Genomic DNA, 20,649 nt, shown 5'->3' with positions numbered 1-20,649 from the left:
AAAAATGTCAGTAGAAAGCACCGTCCGCGCGGTAACGACTTACCGCCTGACGGAGATGAAACAGCGGGGCGAGAAGATCGCCATGCTCACCTCTTACGACTATTCGATGGCGAAGATCGTCGATGCCGCGGGTATCGACGTGATTCTCGTGGGCGACTCGGCCGCCAACGTGATGGCCGGTTACGAGACCACGGTTCCCATCACCCTCGATATGATGATCTACCACGCCCGTTCGGTCGTGCGTGCCGTGGAGCGGGCGCTGGTCGTCGTCGACCTGCCGTTCGGAACCTATCAGGGCAACTCGAAGGTGGCGCTCGATTCGGCCATCCGCATTATGAAGGAGACCGAGGCCGACGCCGTGAAGATGGAGGGCGGCGAGGAGATCCTCGAATCGGTCCAGCGCATTCTCTCGGCCGGCATTCCCGTCATGGGACACCTCGGCCTGACGCCCCAGTCGATCCACAAGTTCGGAACCTACGCCGTCCGCGCCAAGGAGGAGGCCGAGGCCGAAAAGCTGCTGCGCGACGCGCACCTGTTGAGCGAGGCGGGCTGTTTCGGCATCGTGCTCGAAAAGATTCCCGCGGCGCTGGCCGCGCGCGTGACCGCCGAGATTCCGACCCCGACGATCGGCATCGGCGCCGGCGCGGGCTGCGACGGCCAGGTGCTCGTGATCCACGACATGCTGGGTATCAACAAAGGGTTCTCGCCGCGCTTCCTGCGCCGCTACGCCGACCTGCACACGGTGATGACCGGTGCCGTGGAGCAGTATGTCAGGGATGTGAAGGAGTGCGATTTCCCCAACGAAAAGGAGCAGTATTAGTCCCTGATTCCTTATACACGCAAGCCCCGGCTGGAACATTTCAGCCGGGGCTTGCGTTGCAGAAGGCTAAAGAAGGCTATTTGATCGTCTTGTGCAGGGCCTCGTAGAAATCGGGTCCTTCGCCCGCGTATTTTCCGATGATGAGGCCGTCGGGACCGATGATCACCTTGGTGGGGTATCCGCTGACAGCATATTCGACGGAGATGTCTTCCGCTGCCGGAACGTCTTTCGGATTGTAGACGTTGATCCACGGCAGCCGGTGTTCTTCGACCGCGGCGAGCCATCTCTCCGGAGTGTCGTTGCAGTCGATGCCGACTATTTCCAGTTTGCTTTTATAACGGTCGTAGTATCTCTTCATCTTCGGGATTCCTTTGATGCACCATCCGCACCAGCTGCCCCAAAAGTCGAGCACGACATACTTTCCGCGAAGCGACGAGAGGGTGAAATTCTTATCGTCGGCGGTTTTCAGCGTGAAGTCCGGAGCGGGGCTGCCGGCGACGATCTTCGCTTCGGCCAGCCGGATCAGGCGGTATTTTCCGGCTTTGGCCAGCAGCGGTTCGAGCAATGGCCTAAATATCGAGTTGCGGGCCGCATCGGCGAGTCGTTCGTGGTATGTTAAAACGCTGTCGATGGGTATTTTCGTCAGGCAGTACCCTGCGAGCGGGTTGTCCGGATTGGCGTCGATGTAGTTCATTTCGCAAGCCCGGCGGCGGGCCATCACCTGCCGGAACCGCTCGTAGAGCGCTTCCTGTTCCGCGCGGCTTTTTCCGGCCATGGCATCCTGCAATCGCTGGCCTTCGATCCAGAAGGACCGCAATTCCTGATAATGGCGGCTGTGATCTTCGTTGAGACGTGTGCCCGAAAGCGTGCAGTTGAAAACCGTCGAGTCGATCCGGCCCCGGAGTACGGCGTGTTCGCCCTTGTCGAGGAATAATTTCATGTCCGAAGTGCTGGTCGAATGGCGTCTTCCCTGATCGAATTCCATGAGCTGCATGGGGATGATGATGAATTGTGTCGGCCGCTCGACGGGCGTGTCGTATGCAAATCGCCCGTTGGCGGCGACGATCGTGTCGTAGGAGATCCGTTGGTCGTCATCTCCCTTGAGGCCGGGCATATCTTCGATCGCGCAGTGCACGATGCAGAGTGAATCGTTGGTCAGGCTGTCGATATGCCCCGTGATCGTATGTCGGGGTGCGCAGCCGGCGACGGCGGCCGCAAGCAGGAGGAGCAGGTCTCTTTTCATTTCGGGATGGTGGGTCGATTTTGCATTCAAAGATAACACAAAAAGTCTTACGCCGAACCTATTGATAGAATGTTGATAAAAAAATCGGCGGATAGGTCCGGAAATTAGGCCGTTTCGAAAAAAATCACTACATTTGCGAGCAACAAAAATCCACGTTCATTATGTCTTTTATCAATGAAAGGGTTCAGCCCGAAGGACTTACCTTCGACGATGTGCTGCTTATACCCGCCTATTCGGAAGTGTTGCCGCGAGAGGTCAATGTCCAGACCCGTTTCTCGCGAAATATCTCTCTCAACATCCCCATTGTGTCCGCCGCCATGGACACGGTAACTGAAGCGCCGCTGGCCATCGCCCTGGCGCGGGAAGGAGGAATCGGCGTGATCCACAAGAACATGACCATCGCCGAGCAGGCCGCGCAGGTCCGCAAGGTGAAGCGCGCCGAGAACGGCATGATCTACGATCCGGTGACCATTTCCAAGGACCACACCGTCGGCGACGCGCTGAACCTGATGAAAGAGAACAAGATCGGAGGCATTCCGGTCGTGGATGCGGACAGGATGCTTATCGGCATCGTCACCAACCGCGACCTGCGTTTCCAGCGCGACATGTCGCGCCGCATCGAGGAGGTGATGACGCCCGGCGACCGCCTCGTGACGACGCACAATCCCGAACTCTCCCACGCCCAGGAAATACTGCTCAACAGCAAGATCGAAAAGCTCCCCGTGGTGGACGACGCAGGCCGTCTGGTGGGGCTGATCACTTATAAGGACATCACCAAGGTGCAGGATCACCCCAATGCCTGCAAGGACGCGAAGGGCCGCCTGCGCGTGGCGGCCGGCGTCGGCGTTACGCCCGACGCGATGGACCGCGTGAAGGCGCTGGTCGCCGAGGACGTCGACGCCGTGGTGCTCGACTCGGCGCACGGCCATTCGGCCAACATCGTTTCGATGCTCAAGCGGATCAAGGAGGTTTATCCGTCGCTCGACGTGGTGGTGGGCAACATCGCCACGGGCGGGGCCGCGCGCTACCTGATCGAGAACGGCGCCGACGGCGTGAAGGTCGGCATCGGTCCCGGTTCGATCTGCACGACGCGCATCATCGCGGGTGTGGGCGTTCCCCAGCTGACGGCCATCTACGACGTGGCCTGCGTGGCCCGCGAGAGCGGCGTTCCGGTGATCGCCGACGGCGGACTGCGTTATTCGGGCGATCTGGTCAAGGCGCTGGCTGCGGGCGGCGACTGCGTGATGATCGGTTCGATGTTCGCCGGCACGGAGGAGGCTCCGGGCGAGACGATCATCTTCAACGGCCGCAAGTTCAAGAGCTACCGCGGCATGGGCTCGATCGACGCCATGAAGGCCGGGTCGGCCGACCGCTATTTCCAGAAGGGCTGCGAAGGCAACATCAGCAAGCTCGTTCCCGAAGGCATCGCCGCGCGCGTGCCGTTCAAGGGCTCCCTTTCCGAGACGGTTTACCAGCTCATCGGCGGCGTCCGTTCGGGCATGGGCTACTGCGGCGCGAAGGACATCGAGACGCTCAAGCAGGCCCGGTTCATCCGCATCACGGCTTCGGGCATGCAGGAGAGCCATCCGCACGACGTAGCCATCACGAGCGAGGCGCCCAACTATTCGAGCGAACGGTAGATGGGACTCCCGGTTTCGAAATACGACTGGTGGATTCTGGCGGCGGCGTTCGCACTGTTCGCCGCATGGCTGATCACCCGCCTTCCGGTGCTGCGTACGCTGGTCCTTGCGGCGGCGTTGGGTTATCTTCTCCGGCGCGTGTGGGTGGGCTATCGAAATTTTGGAAAGTAATTGAACGACTGATATGGAAAAAATCCTGATTCTCGACTTCGGATCGCAGTACACGCAGCTGATCGCACGCCGTGTCCGCGAACTGAACGTCTATTGCGAAATCCACCCCTTCAACAAAATTCCGGCGATAGACGCGTCGGTGCGGGGCGTGATTCTTTCGGGCAGTCCCTTCTCCGTGCGGGACGCACAGGCCCCGACTCCCGACCTTTCGGCCATCAAGGGCAAACTGCCGCTGCTGGGCGTCTGCTACGGCGCGCAGTTCCTCGCCTCGGCTTTCGGCGGCGAGGTGCAGCCCGCGCCCAGCCGCGAATACGGCCGTGCGATGCTCACCGTGGGCGACGCCTCGGATGCGCTGATGCGCGGCCTTCCGGCCCGCACGCAGGTGTGGATGTCGCACGGCGACACCATTACGCGCGTGCCCGACAACTATGAACTGATCGCCAGCACCGAGGACGTGCGCGTCGCCGCCTTCCACGTCGGGGGCGAGCAGACGTGGGGCATCCAGTTCCACCCCGAAGTGTACCATTCGACCGACGGCACGCAGCTGCTCAAAAACTTCGTCGTGGACATCTGCGGCTGCGGGCAGTCGTGGACCTCGGAGGGTTTTGTGGAGGCTACCGTGCGCGAACTGCGCGAGAAGCTGGGCGACGACAAGGTCGTGCTGGCGCTTTCGGGCGGCGTGGATTCGTCGGTGGCGGCCGTGCTGCTGCACAAGGCCATCGGCAAGAACCTCTACTGCGTCTTCGTCGACTCGGGCCTGCTGCGCAAGAACGAGTTCGGGGAGGTGCTGGAGTCCTATAAGCACATGGGGCTGAACGTCAAGGGCGTGAATGCCTCGGCCAAGTTCCTGGGCGATCTGGCGGGCGTTACGGACCCCGAGCGGAAGCGCAAGATCATCGGCCGCGACTTCGTGGAGGTTTTCAACGAGGAGGCCATTCAGATCAAGGACGTCAAGTGGCTGGCGCAGGGTACGATCTATCCGGATGTGATCGAGTCGTGTTCGGTCAACGGCCCTTCGGCCACGATCAAGTCGCACCACAACGTCGGCGGGCTTCCCGAGAAGATGAACCTGAAGATCGTCGAGCCGCTGCGCCTGCTGTTCAAGGACGAGGTGCGCCGCGTGGGCCGTTCGATGGGCATTTCCGAACAGCTGATCGGCCGCCATCCCTTCCCGGGACCGGGCCTTGCGATCCGCATTCTGGGCGACATCACGCCCGAGAAGGTCGAAATCCTCCAGAACGTCGACAAAATCTATATCGACTCGCTGCGCGCCGCCGGGCTGTACGACCAGGTGTGGCAGGCGGGGGCTGTCCTGCTTCCGGTGAAGAGCGTCGGCGTGATGGGCGACGAGCGCACCTACGAGAGCTGCGTGGCCCTGCGCGCCGTGACCTCCACGGACGGCATGACGGCCGACTGGGTGCACCTGCCCTACGAGTTCCTGGCCAACGTGTCGAACGACATCATCAACAAGGTCAAGGGGGTCAACCGCGTAGTCTACGACATCTCCTCCAAACCGCCCGCAACCATCGAGTGGGAGTAGGGGGATTCCCGTTATGAAAAAGGACCGCATCCGCGGGAAATTCACTGTTGTAAACGAGGTTTCGGTTTCCAGACCGTCGCCTCGTTTGCTTTTGTTTATATGCATCGTTCTGAACTGCAATCCGCAGCGGGCGTTTCGCCTATTCCGACCGTCGTCATGGAAATTCCGAAAGAGGTCTGCAACCTCAAGGACCGCCGCAGCGACCTGTACGAGGTGCGGGTGAAAAAATGAAGGACACGGTGACGGGCTTGAAAACGGGGAGCGCATGCGGGCCTTGATTGTCGGGGCCTGATGCGGCCGGGCATTATGCCGCAGTGTACGCGCATTTTTTGTTTAGGACGGGCTATGGAAAAGCCCTGGGGGCGATGCCCGATATGATTGTTTCGCTGTAAACAGCGTGCATGGCTTTTTGTGAATCTTCTTGCCGCATGGCTAAATAATGAGCCGGCGCAGACGGTAGACGTAATGGTCTACGGCATGCAGTCCGGCAGCGAAACCTTTTCTGTGCACCCTTGCAACGAGTCCGGCAACGCCCGAAATACCGTATGTGACGCAACACATTGATAAAAACGCAACACGCGAGCGCCCTTGGGCTCCGCGCTGGAACATGGATACGGACGTGCGTGCTTTTTCGCACTCCTGCAAGACACCGGTAAGACTTAAATCGGAATTATAGACGTATTCACATTGCCATTGGTCGGCAAGTAAATTCCCCCCCCCACGGGTTAGGAACGTTTCATTCGTGAATTTCCATGGAGCGTCCGGCCTGTTCCCCGACTCCTTGCAGAGCAGGCAGGCCATGAAAACCGTTAGCAGTATGAATACCGATTTACGCATTCCGACAAACTGAATCCATATACAAAATTAACGGTTCATACGGGACCGGCAAATTTTTCGGCGATTTATGCCGGAAACGGAGATGAATCCGTCCGAATGCAGCATATTGCCGTATGCTTCGATCGGATTCTGTTCGGGAATGGGCGAGAAGGCGAGAGACTGCATGTTGTAATTCAGCATGATGCGCAATGAAAGGCAAAAAAAGTAAACGAGGCGACGGCCTGGAAACCGAAACCTCGTTTACGATAGTCAATAGTGAACTCTCCGCGGATGCGGTCCTTTCTTGCCGCTGCGGGGTTATTTCACCGAGACGGGCAGCGTGGCGGCGATGTCGGCCGACGAGGTTCCCAGCGAAAGGGTGTATTCGCCCGGGTTGACCTTCCAGCCGCGCGACTGCGTGTCCCAGAACGCCAGCGCCTGCCGGTCGAGTTCGAACTCCACGACGGCGCTTTTGCCGGGGGCCAGGGTCACTTTCCGGAAGCCTTTCAGCTCCTTTTTCGGCCGGAGGACCGTCGGGGCGTTCTCCGTGACGTAGAGCTGCACGACCTCCGCGCCCTCGCGATCGCCCGTGTTGGTCAGCGTGACGCTCACTTTCAGCGGCTTGTCGGCGGGGAACGCCTTCGGGGCGCGGGGTTTCGAAAGCTCGAACGTGGTGTACGAAAGTCCGAATCCGAAGGGGTAGAGCGGTGCGATGCCCTTGGTCTCGTACCAGCGGTAGCCGACCAGCACCGACTCCTTGTAGTCGATGTCGTAGAGCTGGATCAGGCGTTCGTTGTAGGCGCGGGGCGCCTTGTTGTAGAACTCCGCGCCGGCGGGCATCGTGCCTTTGGCGGGGGAGTCGTTGAACTCCTTCTCGATGGTCATGGGCAGTTTGCCCGAGGGCGACAGTTTGCCCGAAAGAATGTCGGCCAGCGCCGTGAAGCCGCTCTGGCCCGGATACCAGCCGTAGATCACCGCTGCGGCTTTGTCGTTCCAGCCGCCCATGCGGATTCCCGAACCCGAGTTGACCAGCACGATGGTGTTGGGATTGGACTCGACGGCCGTGCGGATGAAGGCCTCCTCCTCCTTGGGCAGCGCGAAGGGGCGTTCGAACGACTCCACGTCGATCGTGCCCGTCGAGAGCAGCACCACGTCGGCGGCGGCCAGCTCCTCGCGGGAGGGTTTTTCGACGACGCGGACCGCATCGCCGTAGACCTCGCGGAGCGCCGCGGTCAGCGTCACGTTGTCGTAGCCCAGCACCTCGGCCGAGGACGACGTGCTGCCTCCCGTGCGGGGAATCTGCTCGGTGAAGCGTCCCGTCAGCAGGATTTTGCGGCCTTCGGCGAGGGGCAGGATGCCGTTGTTGCGCAGCAGTACGATGCCCTCGGCGGCCACGTCGTAGCCGGTCTGCTTGTGCGCCGGGAATTTCTCCAGCAGGGCGGGAACGTATTTCTCCCGGTCGTAAAGTCCGAAGGCGATGCTCGTGGCGATGTTGGGGCGGATCATTTTCTCAATGTCCTTTTCGGTGATGCGGCCCTCCTTGAGCAGCGCGCGCACCTCGCCGAAGAACTCCTTGCGGCCCGGCATCTCGACGTTCTGGCCGCTCTTGACCACCTTCTCCGTGTCGTTCACCGACGACCAGTCGCTCATCACGCAGCCCCGGAATCCCAGCTCGCCGCGCAGGATGCGCCGGATCAGGTCGGCGTTCTGCCCGGCCCACTCGCCGTTGAGGCGGTTGTAGGAGGTCATCACGTAACCCACGCCAGCGTCGATGCCGGCCTTGAACGGCGGCAGGTAGAGTTCGTGCAGCGCCCGTTCGTCGACGATCGAGTTCGAGCGGCGGCGGTAAAATTCCGTCTCGTTGCAGATGAAGTGTTTCAGACACGCCACGGTTCCCGTCGACTGCATGCCCTTCACATACTCGGCGACCATCGCCGAGGCGAGCAGCGGATCTTCGCCCATGTATTCGAAATTGCGTCCGTTCTGCGAGTTGCGGTAGATGTTCATGCCCGGACCCAGCAGGACTTCGATGCCTCCGGCGCGGCACTCTTCGCCTACGGCTTCGGCATAACGATAGGCCAGCGACGGGTTGAAGGTCGCTGCGAGGGAGATCGGGCACGGAAAGGCCGTCGAACGCTCCAGCTGGCGGACCATCGTCGGGTCGGACAGGTTGTCGCGCATGTGCACGCCCTGCGTGGCGTCGGAGAGATAGATGTAGGGCATGCCTTTCTCGGGCACGCCGTAGAAGAAGAACGAGGAGTAGCCGCGCATGAACGAGATCTTCTCGTCGAGGGTCAGCTGTGCGATCCGGGCGTCGGCCTGCCGGTAGGCCTCGTCCCACGCTACGACCTGCTGGGCGGCGGCCGGTGCGATCGCCGCGGCTGCCGTTGCGAAGGCGAGCAAAAGTTTTACGGAGGTTTTCATCGTTTTTTGAATTGGTTTGCGTTTCTGTCTTCTGCAAAGTTAGCGCATGAACGGCCCGCCGGAACGGCTCTTCGGAAAAATATAAATGATATGAACTGTCAGTTTTCTGAAAACCAGTTGATTGATGCTTCAGATGGCGTTGAATTATACAAATAAAACAGGCCTGATAATTTGCTTTTGCATGCTTTTTATCGTTATATTTGTGCAAATCCGTTGCCTGAAATGAAAAAACTGCCTCTCCTTTTCGCGGCCTTTCTCGTCGTCTCCGCATCCGGTCTGCGTGCCGGGGAACCTTCGGACATACATACGCTGCTTCGCCGCCTGGACGGTCTGCTCGACCGCCGCGAGGAGTTCCTGCTCCGTCACGAAGCGCGCCTCGACTCGCTCAAATCCCTGCTATGCGGCGACACCCTCGGGTTCGGGGCGCGTTATGCCGTCACGGCGGAGATCGCGGAGCGTTATTTCGCCTACCAGAGCGACTCGACGATCGCCTACCTGCGCCGGAATGTCGCGCTGGCCGAAAGGGCGGGGAATGCCGACCTGACGATCCGCGCCAAATCGGTCATGGCGATGTGTTACAGCATGAACGGCCGCTTCCTCGAAGCCGACCGGGTGCTGGCCGGGGCGACCGACACGCTGCATATGAGCCGTGCGACGCAGGCGGCCTATTATGCCGCGCAGCATCGCCAGAACCGCGAGTGCCGCAGCCAGAGCGAGCCGGGGGCGGAGCGCGACCGGTTTCGGGCCTGCGAGGAGTACTACGCCCGCCGTGCGCTGGAAACCACCGGCGACATTTCGAAACGTTTCTATTTCGCCTACCTCGTCGCCGTGGACGAAGGGGATTACGACCGTGCCGCCGCGGCCTGCGACAGTGCGTTGGCATGCGCTCCGCCCGCGTCGCACGACTATGCCCGGGCGGCGTTCTACCGTTCGGAGACCGAAAGGTTCCGGGGCGACGAAGCGGCTCGTTTCGAATGGCTCGTGCGCGCCGCCATGGCCGATGTGCAGGGGGCGGTCCGCGACTACGGCGCCTTGGGCGGCGTGGCCGAAGAGCTGCTGCGCCGGGGCGACGCCGCACGGGCGATGCGGTGTATCCGCGTTGCGATCAACGACACGCAGGCCTACAATTCGCCTATCCGTTCGTGGCGCGACATGGCGATTCTGCCCCAGATCGAGCAGGCGTACAGCGAGCGCAATGCCCGTCTGCGCGCGATGTACGTCGCGCTGATCCTTCTGGCCTTTCTTTTCGCCCTCTCGGCAATCGGAGGCGTGCTGTTCGTCCTGCGCCAGAACCGGCGGCTCAACGCCGTGCAGCAGACCCTGCGCGAGTCGAACGGAAAACTGGCCGAGCTGGCTGCGAGCCTGCGCGAAACCAATGCCGACCTGAGCCGGCAGAACATCCGCATCGCCGACGCCAACCGCATCAAGGAGGTTTATATCGGCGGGTTCCTGAAGACGATCTCCGAATATATCTACAAACTGGCCGACACCTACCGTCATGTCGGCCGGATGCTGCGCGACGGCCGTTCCGACGAGCTGCGCCGCGAGTACGCCGGAACCGATGTCCGGAGCGACGAACTGAAAGAGTTCTACCACAATTTCGACACCACCTTCCTGGGGCTTTTCCCCTCGTTCATCGGGGAGTTCAACCGTCTGCTCGCCGACGATGCGCGCATCGGGGTCCGTCGTCCGGGAAGCCTCACGACCGAACTGCGCATCTTCGCGCTGGTCCGGCTGGGCATCACCGACACGGCGACCATCGCCGCACTGCTGCACTGTTCGGTCAATACGGTGTACAGCTACCGTTCGCGCATGCGGTTGCGTTCGCTCGTTCCGGAGCGGGATTTCGAACAGCGGGTGCAGTCCATCGGTCTCGGGGACGATGCCGCGGAGCTTTCCGGGACCTGATCGGAACGGGGCCTCTTGTCGGCGAAACACGGAGTTTTTTCGCTCGGGGTGTACGCTCCGACGCGGAAATGCGTATATTTGCAGCACGCATATACCGATACGATGAAAGATTTTGCAGCCATAGATTTCGAAACGGCCAACGGCAAGCGCACGAGCGTCTGCTCGGTGGGCGTCGTCGTCGTGCGCGGCGGCGAGGTGGTCGATACGTTTTACCGCCTGATCCGTCCCCGTCCCAATTTTTACAGCCATTTCACGACGGCCATCCACGGTCTGCGCTATGAAGATACGGCTGATGCCCCCGATTTCGCGTCGGTGTGGCGCGAAATCGAACCCCGTATCGAGGGGCTGCCGCTCGTGGCCCACAACTCGCCCTTCGACGAAGGCTGCCTGCGGGCCGTCTTCGAACTGTACGGCATGCCCTGGCCCGGTTATACCTTCTACTGCACCTGTCGGGCCTCGCGCCGCACCTTCGGCAGCCGCCTGCCCAACCATCAGCTGCACACCGTCTCCGCCGCCTGCGGCTTCGAACTCGAAAACCACCACCACGCGCTGGCCGATGCCGAGGCGTGCGCGCAGATCGCCCTGAAAATCCTATAATATATAGGTGTCGCTCGAGAAGTCTGATTTTTACGATTTCACCCCTGCCGGAGAGCTTCCGGCAGGGGTGATTTTTTTCGGACGGATTTTTCGGACGGCCTTTTCTCTCCGTCAAAGCCCCAGCTCCAGCTGGAAGCGGATCTCCCAGCGGTTGTAATTGGGGTCTATGGACCTGCTCCGGGTGTTGTACGACATGTCGGCCTGCACTTTGAGGCTGTGGCCGATGATGTAGCGCGTGATGCCCAGCGTGGTCTGGTTCCAGTTGCGGTATCCGGCCAGCGGCTGCACTTCGCTGTCCGGGAACAGCGTCGAGTTGCGCAGGGCGATTTCCCATTTTTTGTTGAACAGGTAGCTGGTCTGCACGTTGAGACCCTGCCCGTTGTAGACGAAGGCTCCGGTTTCGGGGCTGAACAGCGGGTCGCTGCACGAACGGCCCATGAAATCGGTGTAGAAGGCGAAGCCCCGGTATTCGAGGATGAAATCGACGAAATAGGACCCCAGGTTGCGTGTGGCGTCGCCGGGCATCACGGCTCCCCGCTGACCCTTCAGCCGCGAGGCCTTGTGGTTGTAGGAGTAGGCTCCGGCGAGCAGAATCTTCACCCGCTCCTCGAATTCGTAGTTGCCCTCGATGACGTCGCCCTTCGACTTGAAGCGTCCCAGCGGATAGAGTTCCAGACGCCCCGTATAGGCCAGCCCTCCGGTCGGCGAACTGCCCCAGTTGCGGCCTTCGCCCAGCGTGACGGAGCCTTTTGCCGAGAGGTTGAAGCCCTCGCCGTGGCGCATGTTGTATTCGCCGAAGAACCCGAAGTCGCGGTCGAGGTTGAATTCGCTGTTGACGATGCTCCGGTCGACGAATTGCAGGGCGCTCGACGAGTTGATCCGCGCGCGGTTGGCCTTGATCTTGGTCTGCCCGAAGCCGATGTTCCAGGTGGCGTTGGGCACGTAGTAGACGATGGCGTCGCGCACGATGTTCATGTCGCCGCCGGGCAGCGGCTCTGTGTCGTAGGAGGTGAATCCCAGCTGGACCGAGTAGACCAGTTTGGGCGAATAGATGTAACCGTCGAAGCGCAGCCGCAGCCGTTTGACGCGGGCCTCGGTCTTGGTGAGCGTGAAGTCGTCGTCGAACGACAGCGCCAGAAGGTTCTGCATGCGGAAGCGCATCGTCAGTTCGAACCAGTCGTTTTTGGGCCGGAAGGTGATGCCCTTGCCGATTTCGATGTTGGGCATGTTGCGCAGCTGTGCCAGCAGTTCGCCGGTTGAATCGGCCGCGATGATTTCGGTGCGGAGGTTGCGTTTCTGCGCCGCAGGGACCTGCGGCCTCTCCTGTGCCGCGGCCAGCGACCAGCAGGCGGTCAGCAGGAGCAGGATCGGGAATTTTTTCATCGTATCTTTCTGTTAATTCTCTTTCGGTTGCATGTCGGACAAAAGTACAAAAAATATGCAGAGTCCGGGGAACCGCGATGCAAAGTTGGGGCGTAAATCTGAAACGAATTTGAAATACAGGGGCGGCAGAGGGCTTTCGGCGGGTAAAAAGATGCGGCGGAAGAGATAAAATCCGGAAAAATAGGATTTCTGGAATAAAATGTGTATCTTTGTTGCCAAACAATCGAGTTTTGTTTTGAATCTTTCTTTGTAAGTGTTTGATCCCGCAGTCCATCGCGGTTTCCCCCATTCTCAAAATCGACCTCATTAGCTTGCTCTTTTGTTGGGAGCGGTGCGCCTTGTGCGCTTCGGTATTTGCAAAAAAATAATTGATAAATGGCCAAACGAATTACATCGGGAAAGAGAGAAAGAGAGAAATTAAAGCAGACCAAACGTCAGGACAAGCAGAAGAAAAAGGAGGAGCGTCTGAGCGGCGGGAGCCGCAGTTTCGAGGACATGCTGGCGTATGTCGACGAAAACGGCGTCCTTCACACGACCCCGCAGGATGTGAAGCCCAAGGAGGAGATCGACGCCTCGCAGATCGAAATTTCGGTCCCGAGACAGTCGGAAATCGAGGAGGAGGAGCCGATGAGCGGCCGGGTGGAATATTTCACCGCATCCAAAGGCTACGGCTTCATCAAGGATGCCGCCAGTTCCGAGAAATACTTTTTTCACATCACCAACGCCCCGGCGGGCATTGCCGAAGGGGACCGGGTGACGTTCGAACTCGAACGCGGCACGCGGGGAATGAATGCAGTACGAATAGTTATCAGTAACAAATAACACTTTTTTAATTAACTTATCAAGAGAATGAACATTTATGTTTCGCATCTGAGCTGGGGCACGAGCAGTGAGGGCTTAGGAAATTTATTCATGCAGTTCGGCGAAGTAGCGTCGGCTAACGTTATTACCGACCGGGAGACGGGCCGTTCGCGCGGTTTCGGCTTCGTCGAGATGCCCAATGAGGAAGAGGGTCAGAAGGCCATCGACCAGCTCAACGGAACCAGCTTCGAGGGTCAGACGATCACGGTCAACGTGGCTCGTCCCCGCGAGGAGCGCTCTTCGGGCGGCTACGGCGGCAATCGCGGAGGCGGTTACGGCGGCAACCGTGGCGGAGGCTACGGCGGCAACGGCGGCGGTTACGGTCGCAACCGGTACTAATTCCGGATTTTATTTCAGAACGGATCTCCGGGAGAGCGTTTCTCCCCATACCATACGGAGCGGGGCGGTAAAAACCGCCCCGTTTTTTGTTTTTCCCTATTTTCCACACGCCCAGCGACATCGGGAAAAAGAGCGAAAAATTACCCGCGGGACCTCTGTTTTTCCCGAAAAAAGCGATAACTTGCCGCCATGAAGGAGACGGTGCTCGAAAAACTCAAGGTGCTGGCCGAGTCGGCCAAATACGACGTTTCGTGCGCTTCGAGCGGCGTGACGCGCAAGCATCGTGCGGGCGGGGTGGGCAGCGCCGCGGGGTGGGGCATCTGCCACTCCTTTACGGCCGACGGACGCTGCGTCTCGCTGCTGAAGATCATGCTCACCAACGTCTGCATCTACGACTGCGCCTACTGCATCAACCGCCGCAGCAACGACATTCCGCGCGCCGCCTTCACACCGGGCGAACTGGCCGAACTGACCATCGAGTTCTATCGCCGCAACTACATCGAGGGGCTTTTCCTCTCGTCGGGCGTCGTCCGCGATCCCGACTATACGATGGAGCGCATGGTCCGCGTGGCCCGCGACCTGCGCACGGTGCACCGTTTCAACGGGTACATCCATCTGAAGAGCATTCCCGGTGCCAGCCGCGAACTGGTGGCCGAGGCCGGACGCTACGCCGACCGCATGAGCGTCAACATCGAAATCCCGACCGAACGCAACCTGCAATTGCTGGCCCCCGACAAGAATTACGAAAGCATCTACCGCCCGATGAGCTACATCCAGCAGGGGGTGCTCCAGAGCGCCGAGGAGCGTACGCGCTTCCGCCATGCGCCCCGCTTCGCTCCTGCCGGGCAGAGCACGCAGATGATCGTCGGGGCCACGGACGAGAGCGACCGCGACATCCTGCTGCTCTCGTCGGCCCTCTACGGACGGCCCACGATGAAGCGGGTCTACTACTCGGGCTTCATTCCCGTCAATCCCTACGACAAGCGGCTTCCGGCGCTCGACAAGGCGCCGCTCGTGCGCGAGAACCGGCTCTACCAGGCCGACTGGCTGATGCGTTTCTACGGGTTCCGCGCCGAGGAGATCGCCGACGAGCAGACGCCTCGGCTGGATCTCGACATCGACCCCAAGCTGGCCTGGGCTTTGCGGAATCCCGCGTTTTTTCCTGTCGATGTCAACCGTGCGGACTACGAGGCTCTGCTGCGCGTGCCGGGCATCGGGGTCAAGTCGGCCCGGCTGATCGTCTCCTCGCGCCGCTACCGGACGCTGACGCAGCAGTCGCTGCGGCAGATCGGCGTGGTGATGAAGAAGGCGCAGTATTTCATCAGCTGCCGGGAACTTACTGCGGGGCAGGGCGTCAACGAACTGCGCCCCGAGCAGGTGCGCCGCCTGCTGACCGCTCCGCAGCGGCGGAAAACGGGTAATAACGAAGGCCAACTGACCCTTTTCTGACGCGATGCTGGTTTTCCGATACGACAAATCCTTCGACGGGCTGCTGTCGGCTCTGTTCGATGCCTACTCGATGCGGGCGTTTCCCGAGGCGCTGATCGGCCCCGGGGAACCCGAACCGTTTTTTACGGAGCGCGTCCACGACGTTGCGACCGACGAGGCGCATGCCGGCCGTGTGTGGCGGGGACTGGAACGGCGGCTGACCGCCCGCACCCGTTCGATGTTCGTCTATGCCTGGCACGGGGAGCAGCCGCAGGGCGACCTGCTGATGCTGCGCTGTCTGCGCCGTGTTTTCGACGAGGGCGGAGGCGTCGTGGCCGACCAGGCCGATCCCGACATGAAGTCCCTTTTCCAGTTGGCGCTCAAGGTCTCCCACGAGCGGGAACGTCTCAAACAGTTCGTCCGCCTCCAGAAAGCCGCCGACGGGACCTATTTCGCCGCCGTCACGCCCGAGCACGACGCCCTGCCGTTGGCGGTGGACTATTTCACCGACCGTTTCGCCGACCAGCGGTGGCTGATCTACGACAGGCGGCGCGATTGCGGCTACTATTACGACGGGCATACGGCGCGGTGCGTCACGCTGGAGGACGACCGGGGAATGATCGCCGACAAACTTGCCGACGAATGGCTCGCCGAGGACGAGCGGCAGTTTCAGCTGCTGTGGAAAAACTATTTCCGGGCGCTGGCGATCCCCCGGCGCATCAACGAACGCCAGCAGCGCCGTATGATGCCCCGTCGTTACTGGAAGCATCTGACTGAAATGGAGTGACCGGCCGGGACGGGGAGGCCGGTTTTCGGTCAGACATGCAGGTTGAACAGCTTGGCGATGCCCGTCACGACGATCTGGACGCCGACGCAGAAGGTGAAGAAGGCGACCATCTTGTTGATGACGATGCTGCCGCTGTTGCCGATTTTGCGGATGATCCGTTCGCCCTGCGACAGGAACAGATAAAGTATCAGGCACATCAGTACGATGACCAGCGCGATGATCGCGTAGAAGAGCAGGCCCCGCGCCCAGCCGTTCTTCATGCTGACCGACGCCATCAGCGTCAGGATGACCGAGACGCTGCCCGGGCCGATGCTGATGGGAAAGGTGATCGGGTAGAAGATCTGCGACTCGATGGCCGATTTGTGAATGGGGTTGACGTCCTTGCCCTGCGTCCGTCCCACCGAGGAGTCCGAATCGCCGAGCCATTGCAGGGCGGTGCGGCAGATCAGCAGTCCTCCGCCCAGTTGGATGACCGGGAGCGAAAGCCCGAAAAGCGACAGCACGAAATGCCCCACGGCCAGGCTGCCCAGCCCGACGAGCAGATAGTCGGTGACGATTCTGCGGATGATCGACCTGCGGTCCTCGTCGTTCAGCCCCGACAGCAGTCCGTTGACCAGGAATCCGGCTCCCACCGGGTTGGCCACCGGGAACAGCGCCATGAAGGCGGATATGAACGTGAACAGAAACCCTTCCTTTAACATCTTGAGGCTCGGAACTTTGTATTGCAGGCTTGAGTCTGGCAAGAACCGTTCCAAACCTTCCGTCCTCCGGGCGGAGCCATATCGTCCGGAGGCGGAAGCCGTTCGGTTTCCGGATCACGCGTAATCCCGGTCTCCAACGACGACAACAATCGCAGACCGGAAAAGTAAAACCCTGCAAGTCGTTGATCTTGCAGGGTTTTCTGTTTTATAGCCGCTTTGCGTGTCGGCTTTTGCGGAGAGGACGAGATTCGAACTCGTGGTACAGGTTGCCCCGTACGTCGGTTTAGCAAACCGGTGGTTTCAGCCACTCACCCACCTCTCCGGACACGCCTTCCGGCTGTTAACTCCGAAAGGGTGTGCAAATATAGAATCTTTTTAGGGAAATACAAAGAAATGCGGTCAAAATTTGTATTTTTGCGTAAATCCTCGACCCCGGTTTGAAACGCACCCGTTGCATATTACATATGGTGTGCTGCTTTTGTCGCGGTATCCGCCGCAGCGCAGCCTGCGCCGGAAAACCGCCTCGTGCGGCCGCTCGCCGAGGTGCTGCCCGAAGCTGCGCCGTGCGCTTTCCCGGGCGGACTGCCCCCGGCGGCTCTCCCAAGCTGTGCACGACCGGAACGAATCATCGAAAACTGGAATAGCCATGAAACGGATTCTCTTGCTTTTGCTGGCCCTCGGGGCCGTTTGCAGCCTGAATGCCAAAACCCGGAAATGCCTCTACCGTGTGACGGTCACGGGCAAGCGCGCCGAATGTCCGGTCGTGATCCGCGATGTGCCCGAGTGGGCGCAGAGCGCCGTCGTGTCGCTCGGCGGCGTTCACCGGATTCCCTCCCAGTTGGACCGGGAACTGGGCGAACTGGTCTTCGTCTCCGGCATTTCCGGCAGCCAGAATTTCCAGGTTCTCTACTCCTCGGACCCCGACAAGCGCGTTTTCAAAAAACGCGTACATGCCCAGATGTGGCTCAAGAACCCCGACAAGACCCTGCGAGCCGTCGGCTGCGCCTCCTCGGAGAAGAACGACATGTACCATAAACTGCACCACCACGGCCCGGCCTTCGAGTCGGAGTACGCCGCCTACCGCATCTATTTCGACAACAAGCAGACCGTCGACACCTACGGCAAGAAGCGTCCGCAGCTCGAGCTGGCCGAGACGATGTGGTATCCTTCGGACGAGCAGCTCTCCCGCGGCTACGGCCACGACAACCTGCGCGTCTTCGGGTCGGTGGGCGTGGGGACGCTCAAGGGCTGGGACGCCGAAAAGAGAAAGATGGTCCACATCACCGATTTCAAACGCCGCGAAGCGCGCATTCTGGCCGACGGACCCATCCGCACGGTGGTCGAAATGCGGGTCGAAGGGTGGCGCTACGGAGGGCGCGAGATCACGATGACCTCGCGCTACATTCTTTACGCCGGGCACGGCGACGTGCAGGTCGAAAACCGCATCGAGGGCGACTTCAGGGGACTGGTCTTCACGACTGGCGTGATGAAGATGGCCGAAAGCGAGGTCTGTAAGAACGATAACGTGATCGCCGCCTTCGGGCGCGACTTCCCCGAAAACGACACCGTGAAGTGGGAGCGCGAGAGCGTCGGGCTGGCCGTCGCCGTGCCGCAGAGGCAGATCGTCTCGCAGACCGACGACAAGACCAGCTACCTCTTCCAGCTCACGCCCGATGCCCGCGGACGGATCGACTACGCGTTCGAGATGATCTGGCGCAAGAGCGAATGGCTCAAGGACCGCAGCGATACCGAATGCGTCCTGGGACTGATGGAGTCGGTGGGTGCGGCCCGGACCCCGGTCGTCGTTTCGCGGATCAGACAGTTTTGAGAAAAAGTGCATCGTTTGCGTCAAAAAATCCCTGTCCGATAAGCGGGGGCAGTGTACTTTTGTATACCTGAAATTGCGAAAATTTTACGTATACGAATAAAACCACCTCTCTTATGAACTTCAGACAAGTGACGATTTGCGCAGCCGCGGCGCTCCTGGCAGCCGCCGCAGGATGCCGCGCACACGCCCCGGCCTGCAACCTTCCGTTCGAGATGCCGCAGGTCGCCCGGCCCGCGATTCCTTCGAATACGGTCAGCGTCGCCGATTTCGGCGGCTCGGGCGACGGCGACGCGGGAACCGGCTATGCGATGACCCTCTCGGTCACGGCGGGTGTGCTCTCGCCCAACATCACGGGCCTGCCGACCAGCTGGGCTGCCGGCGACAGTACGTGGACGGCGACCGACGATACCGGGGCCGCCAGGTAGCCGGAAGGCTTCGCATGAAAGAGGCGCGGAACGTTCCGCGCCTCTTTTTTGCCGTTTGACCGTTGCGGAACCGGATTTGCAGGGGAGATGGTAAAAATGTAAATGGAATTTTGTATCTTTGCATGATATTTCGCTTGTAATGGCAGAAAACGAGAAAAACATACTGGAGAATATCGGAGAGCAGGAATACAAGTACGGCTTCACGACGGACATCGAAACCGAAACCATCGGCAAGGGTCTTTCGGAGGAGGTCGTGCGGCTGATCTCCGCCAAAAAGGGCGAGCCGGAGTGGATGACCGAGCGGCGCGTGGCGGCCTACCGCCATTGGCTGACGCTGGAGCCTCCGACCTGGGCCCACCTGACGATCCCCCCGATCGACTTTCAGGACATTATCTACTACGCGGCTCCCAAGCCCAAAAAGCAGCTCGGTTCGATGGACGAGGTCGACCCCGAGCTGAAGCGCACGTTCGACAAACTGGGTATCCCGCTCGAAGAGCAGATGGCTCTTGCGGGCGTCGCGGTCGACGCCGTGATGGACTCCGTGTCGGTCAAGACCACTTTCAGGGAGGTGCTGGCCGAGAAGGGCATCCTCTTCTGTTCGATCTCCGAGGCGCTGCGCGACTTTCCCGAGCTGGTGAAAAAATACCTCGGGAGCGTCGTGCCCTATACCGACAACTTCTACGCTGCGCTGAACGCCGCGGTCTTCTCCGACGGCTCGTTCTGCTACATCCCCAAGGGGGTGCGCTGCCCGATGGAGCTGTCGACCTATTTCCGCATCAACGCCGCTGGCACGGGGCAGTTCGAACGCACGCTGATCGTGGCCGACGAGGGCGCCTACGTGAGCTACCTCGAAGGGTGCACCGCGCCGCAGCGCGACGAGAACCAGCTGCACGCCGCCGTGGTCGAGATCGTGGTCGAGCGGGACGCCGAGGTGAAGTATTCCACCGTTCAGAACTGGTATCCCGGCGACAAGCAGGGCCGGGGCGGCATTTATAACTTCGTCACCAAGCGCGGCATCTGCCGCGAGAACGCCCGGCTGTCGTGGACGCAGGTCGAGACGGGTTCGGCGATCACGTGGAAATATCCGAGCTGCATCCTCGCGGGCGACAACTCCGTCGGGGAGTTCTACTCGGTGGCCATGACCAACAATTTCCAGCAGGCCGACACGGGTACGAAGATGATCCACATCGGCCGCAACACCCGCAGCCGCATCGTCTCGAAGGGCATTTCGGCGGGCCGGAGCGAGAACTCCTACCGCGGCATGGTCCGCGTGGCGAAGGGGGCGGAGAACGCCCGCAACTACTCGCAGTGCGATTCGCTGCTGATCGGCGACAAGTGCGGGGCGCATACCTTCCCGGTGATCGACGTGCGTAACCCGACGGGTGTGGTGGAACACGAGGCCACGACCTCGAAAATCTCCGACGACCAGCTGTTCTACTGCAACCAGCGCGGACTCTCGACGGAAGACGCCGTGGGGCTGATCGTCAACGGCTATGCCCGCGAGGTGCTGGCCAAACTGCCGATGGAGTTTGCGGTAGAAGCCCAGAAACTGCTGGCTCTCCAGTTGGAAGGCAGCGTAGGGTAGTTTGCTGTTTGCGTCTGCAATCCGGTCGCATGCGATAAGCCCCTCCCGAGGGAGGGGTTTAGGGTGGGGTCAGGCTTGCAAACACGGCGGAACGCCGTGGAAACGACCTGCGAGAGCGAAAAAAGGAAACGAGAATAATAGTAAGTTGATGAT

At 60.5% G+C, this 20,649-nt stretch carries 18 protein-coding genes and 1 tRNA gene; 14 read left to right on the top strand and 5 right to left on the bottom strand.

Translation table 11 applies throughout. The features are described 5' to 3' along the window. Nucleotides 1–4: 4 nt before the first annotated feature. Complete coding sequence (gene panB / locus DWW03_RS05895; RefSeq protein ID WP_022061504.1) at nt 5–820, top strand: 3-methyl-2-oxobutanoate hydroxymethyltransferase; 816 nt, start codon at nt 5–7, stop codon at nt 818–820. Nucleotides 821–896: 76 nt separating this feature from the next. On the opposite strand, the gene DWW03_RS05890 is transcribed toward panB, so the two are convergent. Further along, nucleotides 897–2,063: a TlpA disulfide reductase family protein gene (locus tag DWW03_RS05890; RefSeq protein WP_229095990.1), complete on the bottom strand. Its 1,167-nt coding sequence runs from the start codon at nt 2,061–2,063 to the stop codon at nt 897–899. A gap of 161 nt (nt 2,064–2,224) precedes the next feature. On the opposite strand from DWW03_RS05890, the gene guaB reads away from it, so the two are divergent. From guaB to DWW03_RS16840, 4 genes are all read left to right on the top strand, one after another. After that, nucleotides 2,225–3,703: an IMP dehydrogenase gene (gene guaB, locus DWW03_RS05885; RefSeq protein WP_118406478.1), complete on the top strand. Its 1,479-nt coding sequence runs from the start codon at nt 2,225–2,227 to the stop codon at nt 3,701–3,703. Next, nucleotides 3,704–3,874 (top strand): hypothetical protein, encoded by a 171-nt coding sequence (locus DWW03_RS16560; RefSeq protein WP_015546571.1) that lies wholly within the window; start codon nt 3,704–3,706, stop codon nt 3,872–3,874. A 13-nt stretch (nt 3,875–3,887) separates the two neighbouring features. Further along, complete coding sequence (guaA, locus tag DWW03_RS05880; protein ID WP_015546572.1) at nt 3,888–5,414, top strand: glutamine-hydrolyzing GMP synthase; 1,527 nt, start codon at nt 3,888–3,890, stop codon at nt 5,412–5,414. Between the two features lie 99 nt (nt 5,415–5,513). Next, nucleotides 5,514–5,645, top strand: coding sequence for a hypothetical protein (locus DWW03_RS16840; RefSeq protein ID WP_256168911.1), 132 nt, complete (start codon nt 5,514–5,516; stop codon nt 5,643–5,645). A 903-nt stretch (nt 5,646–6,548) separates the two neighbouring features. Here DWW03_RS16840 and DWW03_RS05870 read toward each other — a convergent pair. Then, on the bottom strand, nt 6,549–8,654 hold the full coding sequence (locus DWW03_RS05870; RefSeq protein ID WP_022062357.1) for a beta-glucosidase: 2,106 nt from the start codon (nt 8,652–8,654) through the stop codon (nt 6,549–6,551). A 222-nt stretch (nt 8,655–8,876) separates the two neighbouring features. On the opposite strand from DWW03_RS05870, the gene DWW03_RS05865 reads away from it, so the two are divergent. Next, the gene (locus DWW03_RS05865) at nt 8,877–10,562 is read left to right on the top strand and encodes a DUF6377 domain-containing protein (protein ID WP_022062359.1); all 1,686 of its coding nucleotides are present in this window, start codon (nt 8,877–8,879) and stop codon (nt 10,560–10,562) included. A 102-nt stretch (nt 10,563–10,664) separates the two neighbouring features. Continuing rightward, nucleotides 10,665–11,159, top strand: a complete 495-nt coding sequence (locus tag DWW03_RS05860) for a 3'-5' exonuclease (RefSeq protein WP_022062360.1) — start codon at nt 10,665–10,667, stop codon at nt 11,157–11,159. Nucleotides 11,160–11,270: 111 nt separating this feature from the next. Here DWW03_RS05860 and DWW03_RS05855 read toward each other — a convergent pair whose 3' ends face one another. Then, entirely contained in the window at nt 11,271–12,542 is a 1,272-nt protein-coding gene (locus DWW03_RS05855) for a porin (protein ID WP_022062361.1), read from the bottom strand. 375 nt (nt 12,543–12,917) lie between these two features. Here DWW03_RS05855 and DWW03_RS05850 point away from each other — a divergent pair, with 375 nt between their 5' ends. From DWW03_RS05850 to DWW03_RS05835, 4 genes are all read left to right on the top strand, one after another. Next, a complete protein-coding gene (locus tag DWW03_RS05850) occupies nt 12,918–13,364 on the top strand; it encodes a cold shock domain-containing protein (protein WP_118406476.1) in 447 nt (148 codons plus the stop codon). A gap of 27 nt (nt 13,365–13,391) precedes the next feature. Further along, entirely contained in the window at nt 13,392–13,742 is a 351-nt protein-coding gene (locus DWW03_RS05845; RefSeq protein ID WP_015546577.1) for an RNA recognition motif domain-containing protein, read from the top strand. 189 nt (nt 13,743–13,931) lie between these two features. Then, a complete protein-coding gene (locus DWW03_RS05840) occupies nt 13,932–15,191 on the top strand; it encodes a putative DNA modification/repair radical SAM protein (RefSeq protein WP_015546578.1) in 1,260 nt (419 codons plus the stop codon). 4 nt (nt 15,192–15,195) lie between these two features. Then, the gene (locus tag DWW03_RS05835) at nt 15,196–15,957 is read left to right on the top strand and encodes a TIGR03915 family putative DNA repair protein (RefSeq protein WP_022062365.1); all 762 of its coding nucleotides are present in this window, start codon (nt 15,196–15,198) and stop codon (nt 15,955–15,957) included. Nucleotides 15,958–15,986: 29 nt separating this feature from the next. Here DWW03_RS05835 and DWW03_RS05830 read toward each other — a convergent pair whose 3' ends face one another. Then, entirely contained in the window at nt 15,987–16,658 is a 672-nt protein-coding gene (locus tag DWW03_RS05830) for a MarC family protein (RefSeq protein WP_022062366.1), read from the bottom strand. Nucleotides 16,659–16,891: 233 nt separating this feature from the next. After that, nucleotides 16,892–16,980 (bottom strand) — tRNA-Ser (locus DWW03_RS05825). 324 nt (nt 16,981–17,304) lie between these two features. Between DWW03_RS05825 and DWW03_RS05820 the strand changes: the two genes are divergently transcribed. The 3 genes from DWW03_RS05820 (at nt 17,305) to sufB (ending at nt 20,496) form a co-directional block, all read left to right on the top strand. Then, entirely contained in the window at nt 17,305–18,486 is a 1,182-nt protein-coding gene (locus tag DWW03_RS05820) for a DUF4861 family protein (RefSeq protein ID WP_022062367.1), read from the top strand. Between the two features lie 113 nt (nt 18,487–18,599). Then, nucleotides 18,600–18,911 carry a hypothetical protein gene (locus DWW03_RS16835; protein ID WP_022062368.1) on the top strand — a complete coding sequence of 104 codons (312 nt, stop codon included), beginning with the start codon at nt 18,600–18,602 and terminating at the stop codon, nt 18,909–18,911. Between the two features lie 139 nt (nt 18,912–19,050). Then, nucleotides 19,051–20,496, top strand: coding sequence for a Fe-S cluster assembly protein SufB (gene sufB, locus DWW03_RS05810; protein WP_022062369.1), 1,446 nt, complete (start codon nt 19,051–19,053; stop codon nt 20,494–20,496). Nucleotides 20,497–20,649 lie beyond the last annotated feature (153 nt).

Origin of the sequence: Alistipes sp. AF14-19, from assembly GCF_003461645.1 — a bacterium.
In the GTDB taxonomy this organism is placed as follows: domain Bacteria; phylum Bacteroidota; class Bacteroidia; order Bacteroidales; family Rikenellaceae; genus Alistipes; species Alistipes shahii.
The sequence above is the reverse complement of the archived record's forward strand: the minus strand, read 5'-3'. Positions and strand labels throughout refer to the sequence as shown.

Coding starts and splice junctions, on each gene's coding strand:
- panB (WP_022061504.1), top strand. CDS start 5: ATGTCAGTAGAAAGCACCGTCCGCGCGGTAACGACTTACCGCCTGACG.
- DWW03_RS05890 (WP_229095990.1), bottom strand. CDS start 2,063: ATGAAAAGAGACCTGCTCCTCCTGCTTGCGGCCGCCGTCGCCGGCTGC.
- guaB (WP_118406478.1), top strand. CDS start 2,225: ATGTCTTTTATCAATGAAAGGGTTCAGCCCGAAGGACTTACCTTCGAC.
- DWW03_RS16560 (WP_015546571.1), top strand. CDS start 3,704: ATGGGACTCCCGGTTTCGAAATACGACTGGTGGATTCTGGCGGCGGCG.
- guaA (WP_015546572.1), top strand. CDS start 3,888: ATGGAAAAAATCCTGATTCTCGACTTCGGATCGCAGTACACGCAGCTG.
- DWW03_RS16840 (WP_256168911.1), top strand. CDS start 5,514: ATGCATCGTTCTGAACTGCAATCCGCAGCGGGCGTTTCGCCTATTCCG.
- DWW03_RS05870 (WP_022062357.1), bottom strand. CDS start 8,654: ATGAAAACCTCCGTAAAACTTTTGCTCGCCTTCGCAACGGCAGCCGCG.
- DWW03_RS05865 (WP_022062359.1), top strand. CDS start 8,877: ATGAAAAAACTGCCTCTCCTTTTCGCGGCCTTTCTCGTCGTCTCCGCA.
- DWW03_RS05860 (WP_022062360.1), top strand. CDS start 10,665: ATGAAAGATTTTGCAGCCATAGATTTCGAAACGGCCAACGGCAAGCGC.
- DWW03_RS05855 (WP_022062361.1), bottom strand. CDS start 12,542: ATGAAAAAATTCCCGATCCTGCTCCTGCTGACCGCCTGCTGGTCGCTG.
- DWW03_RS05850 (WP_118406476.1), top strand. CDS start 12,918: ATGGCCAAACGAATTACATCGGGAAAGAGAGAAAGAGAGAAATTAAAG.
- DWW03_RS05845 (WP_015546577.1), top strand. CDS start 13,392: ATGAACATTTATGTTTCGCATCTGAGCTGGGGCACGAGCAGTGAGGGC.
- DWW03_RS05840 (WP_015546578.1), top strand. CDS start 13,932: ATGAAGGAGACGGTGCTCGAAAAACTCAAGGTGCTGGCCGAGTCGGCC.
- DWW03_RS05835 (WP_022062365.1), top strand. CDS start 15,196: ATGCTGGTTTTCCGATACGACAAATCCTTCGACGGGCTGCTGTCGGCT.
- DWW03_RS05830 (WP_022062366.1), bottom strand. CDS start 16,658: ATGTTAAAGGAAGGGTTTCTGTTCACGTTCATATCCGCCTTCATGGCG.
- DWW03_RS05820 (WP_022062367.1), top strand. CDS start 17,305: ATGAAACGGATTCTCTTGCTTTTGCTGGCCCTCGGGGCCGTTTGCAGC.
- DWW03_RS16835 (WP_022062368.1), top strand. CDS start 18,600: ATGAACTTCAGACAAGTGACGATTTGCGCAGCCGCGGCGCTCCTGGCA.
- sufB (WP_022062369.1), top strand. CDS start 19,051: ATGGCAGAAAACGAGAAAAACATACTGGAGAATATCGGAGAGCAGGAA.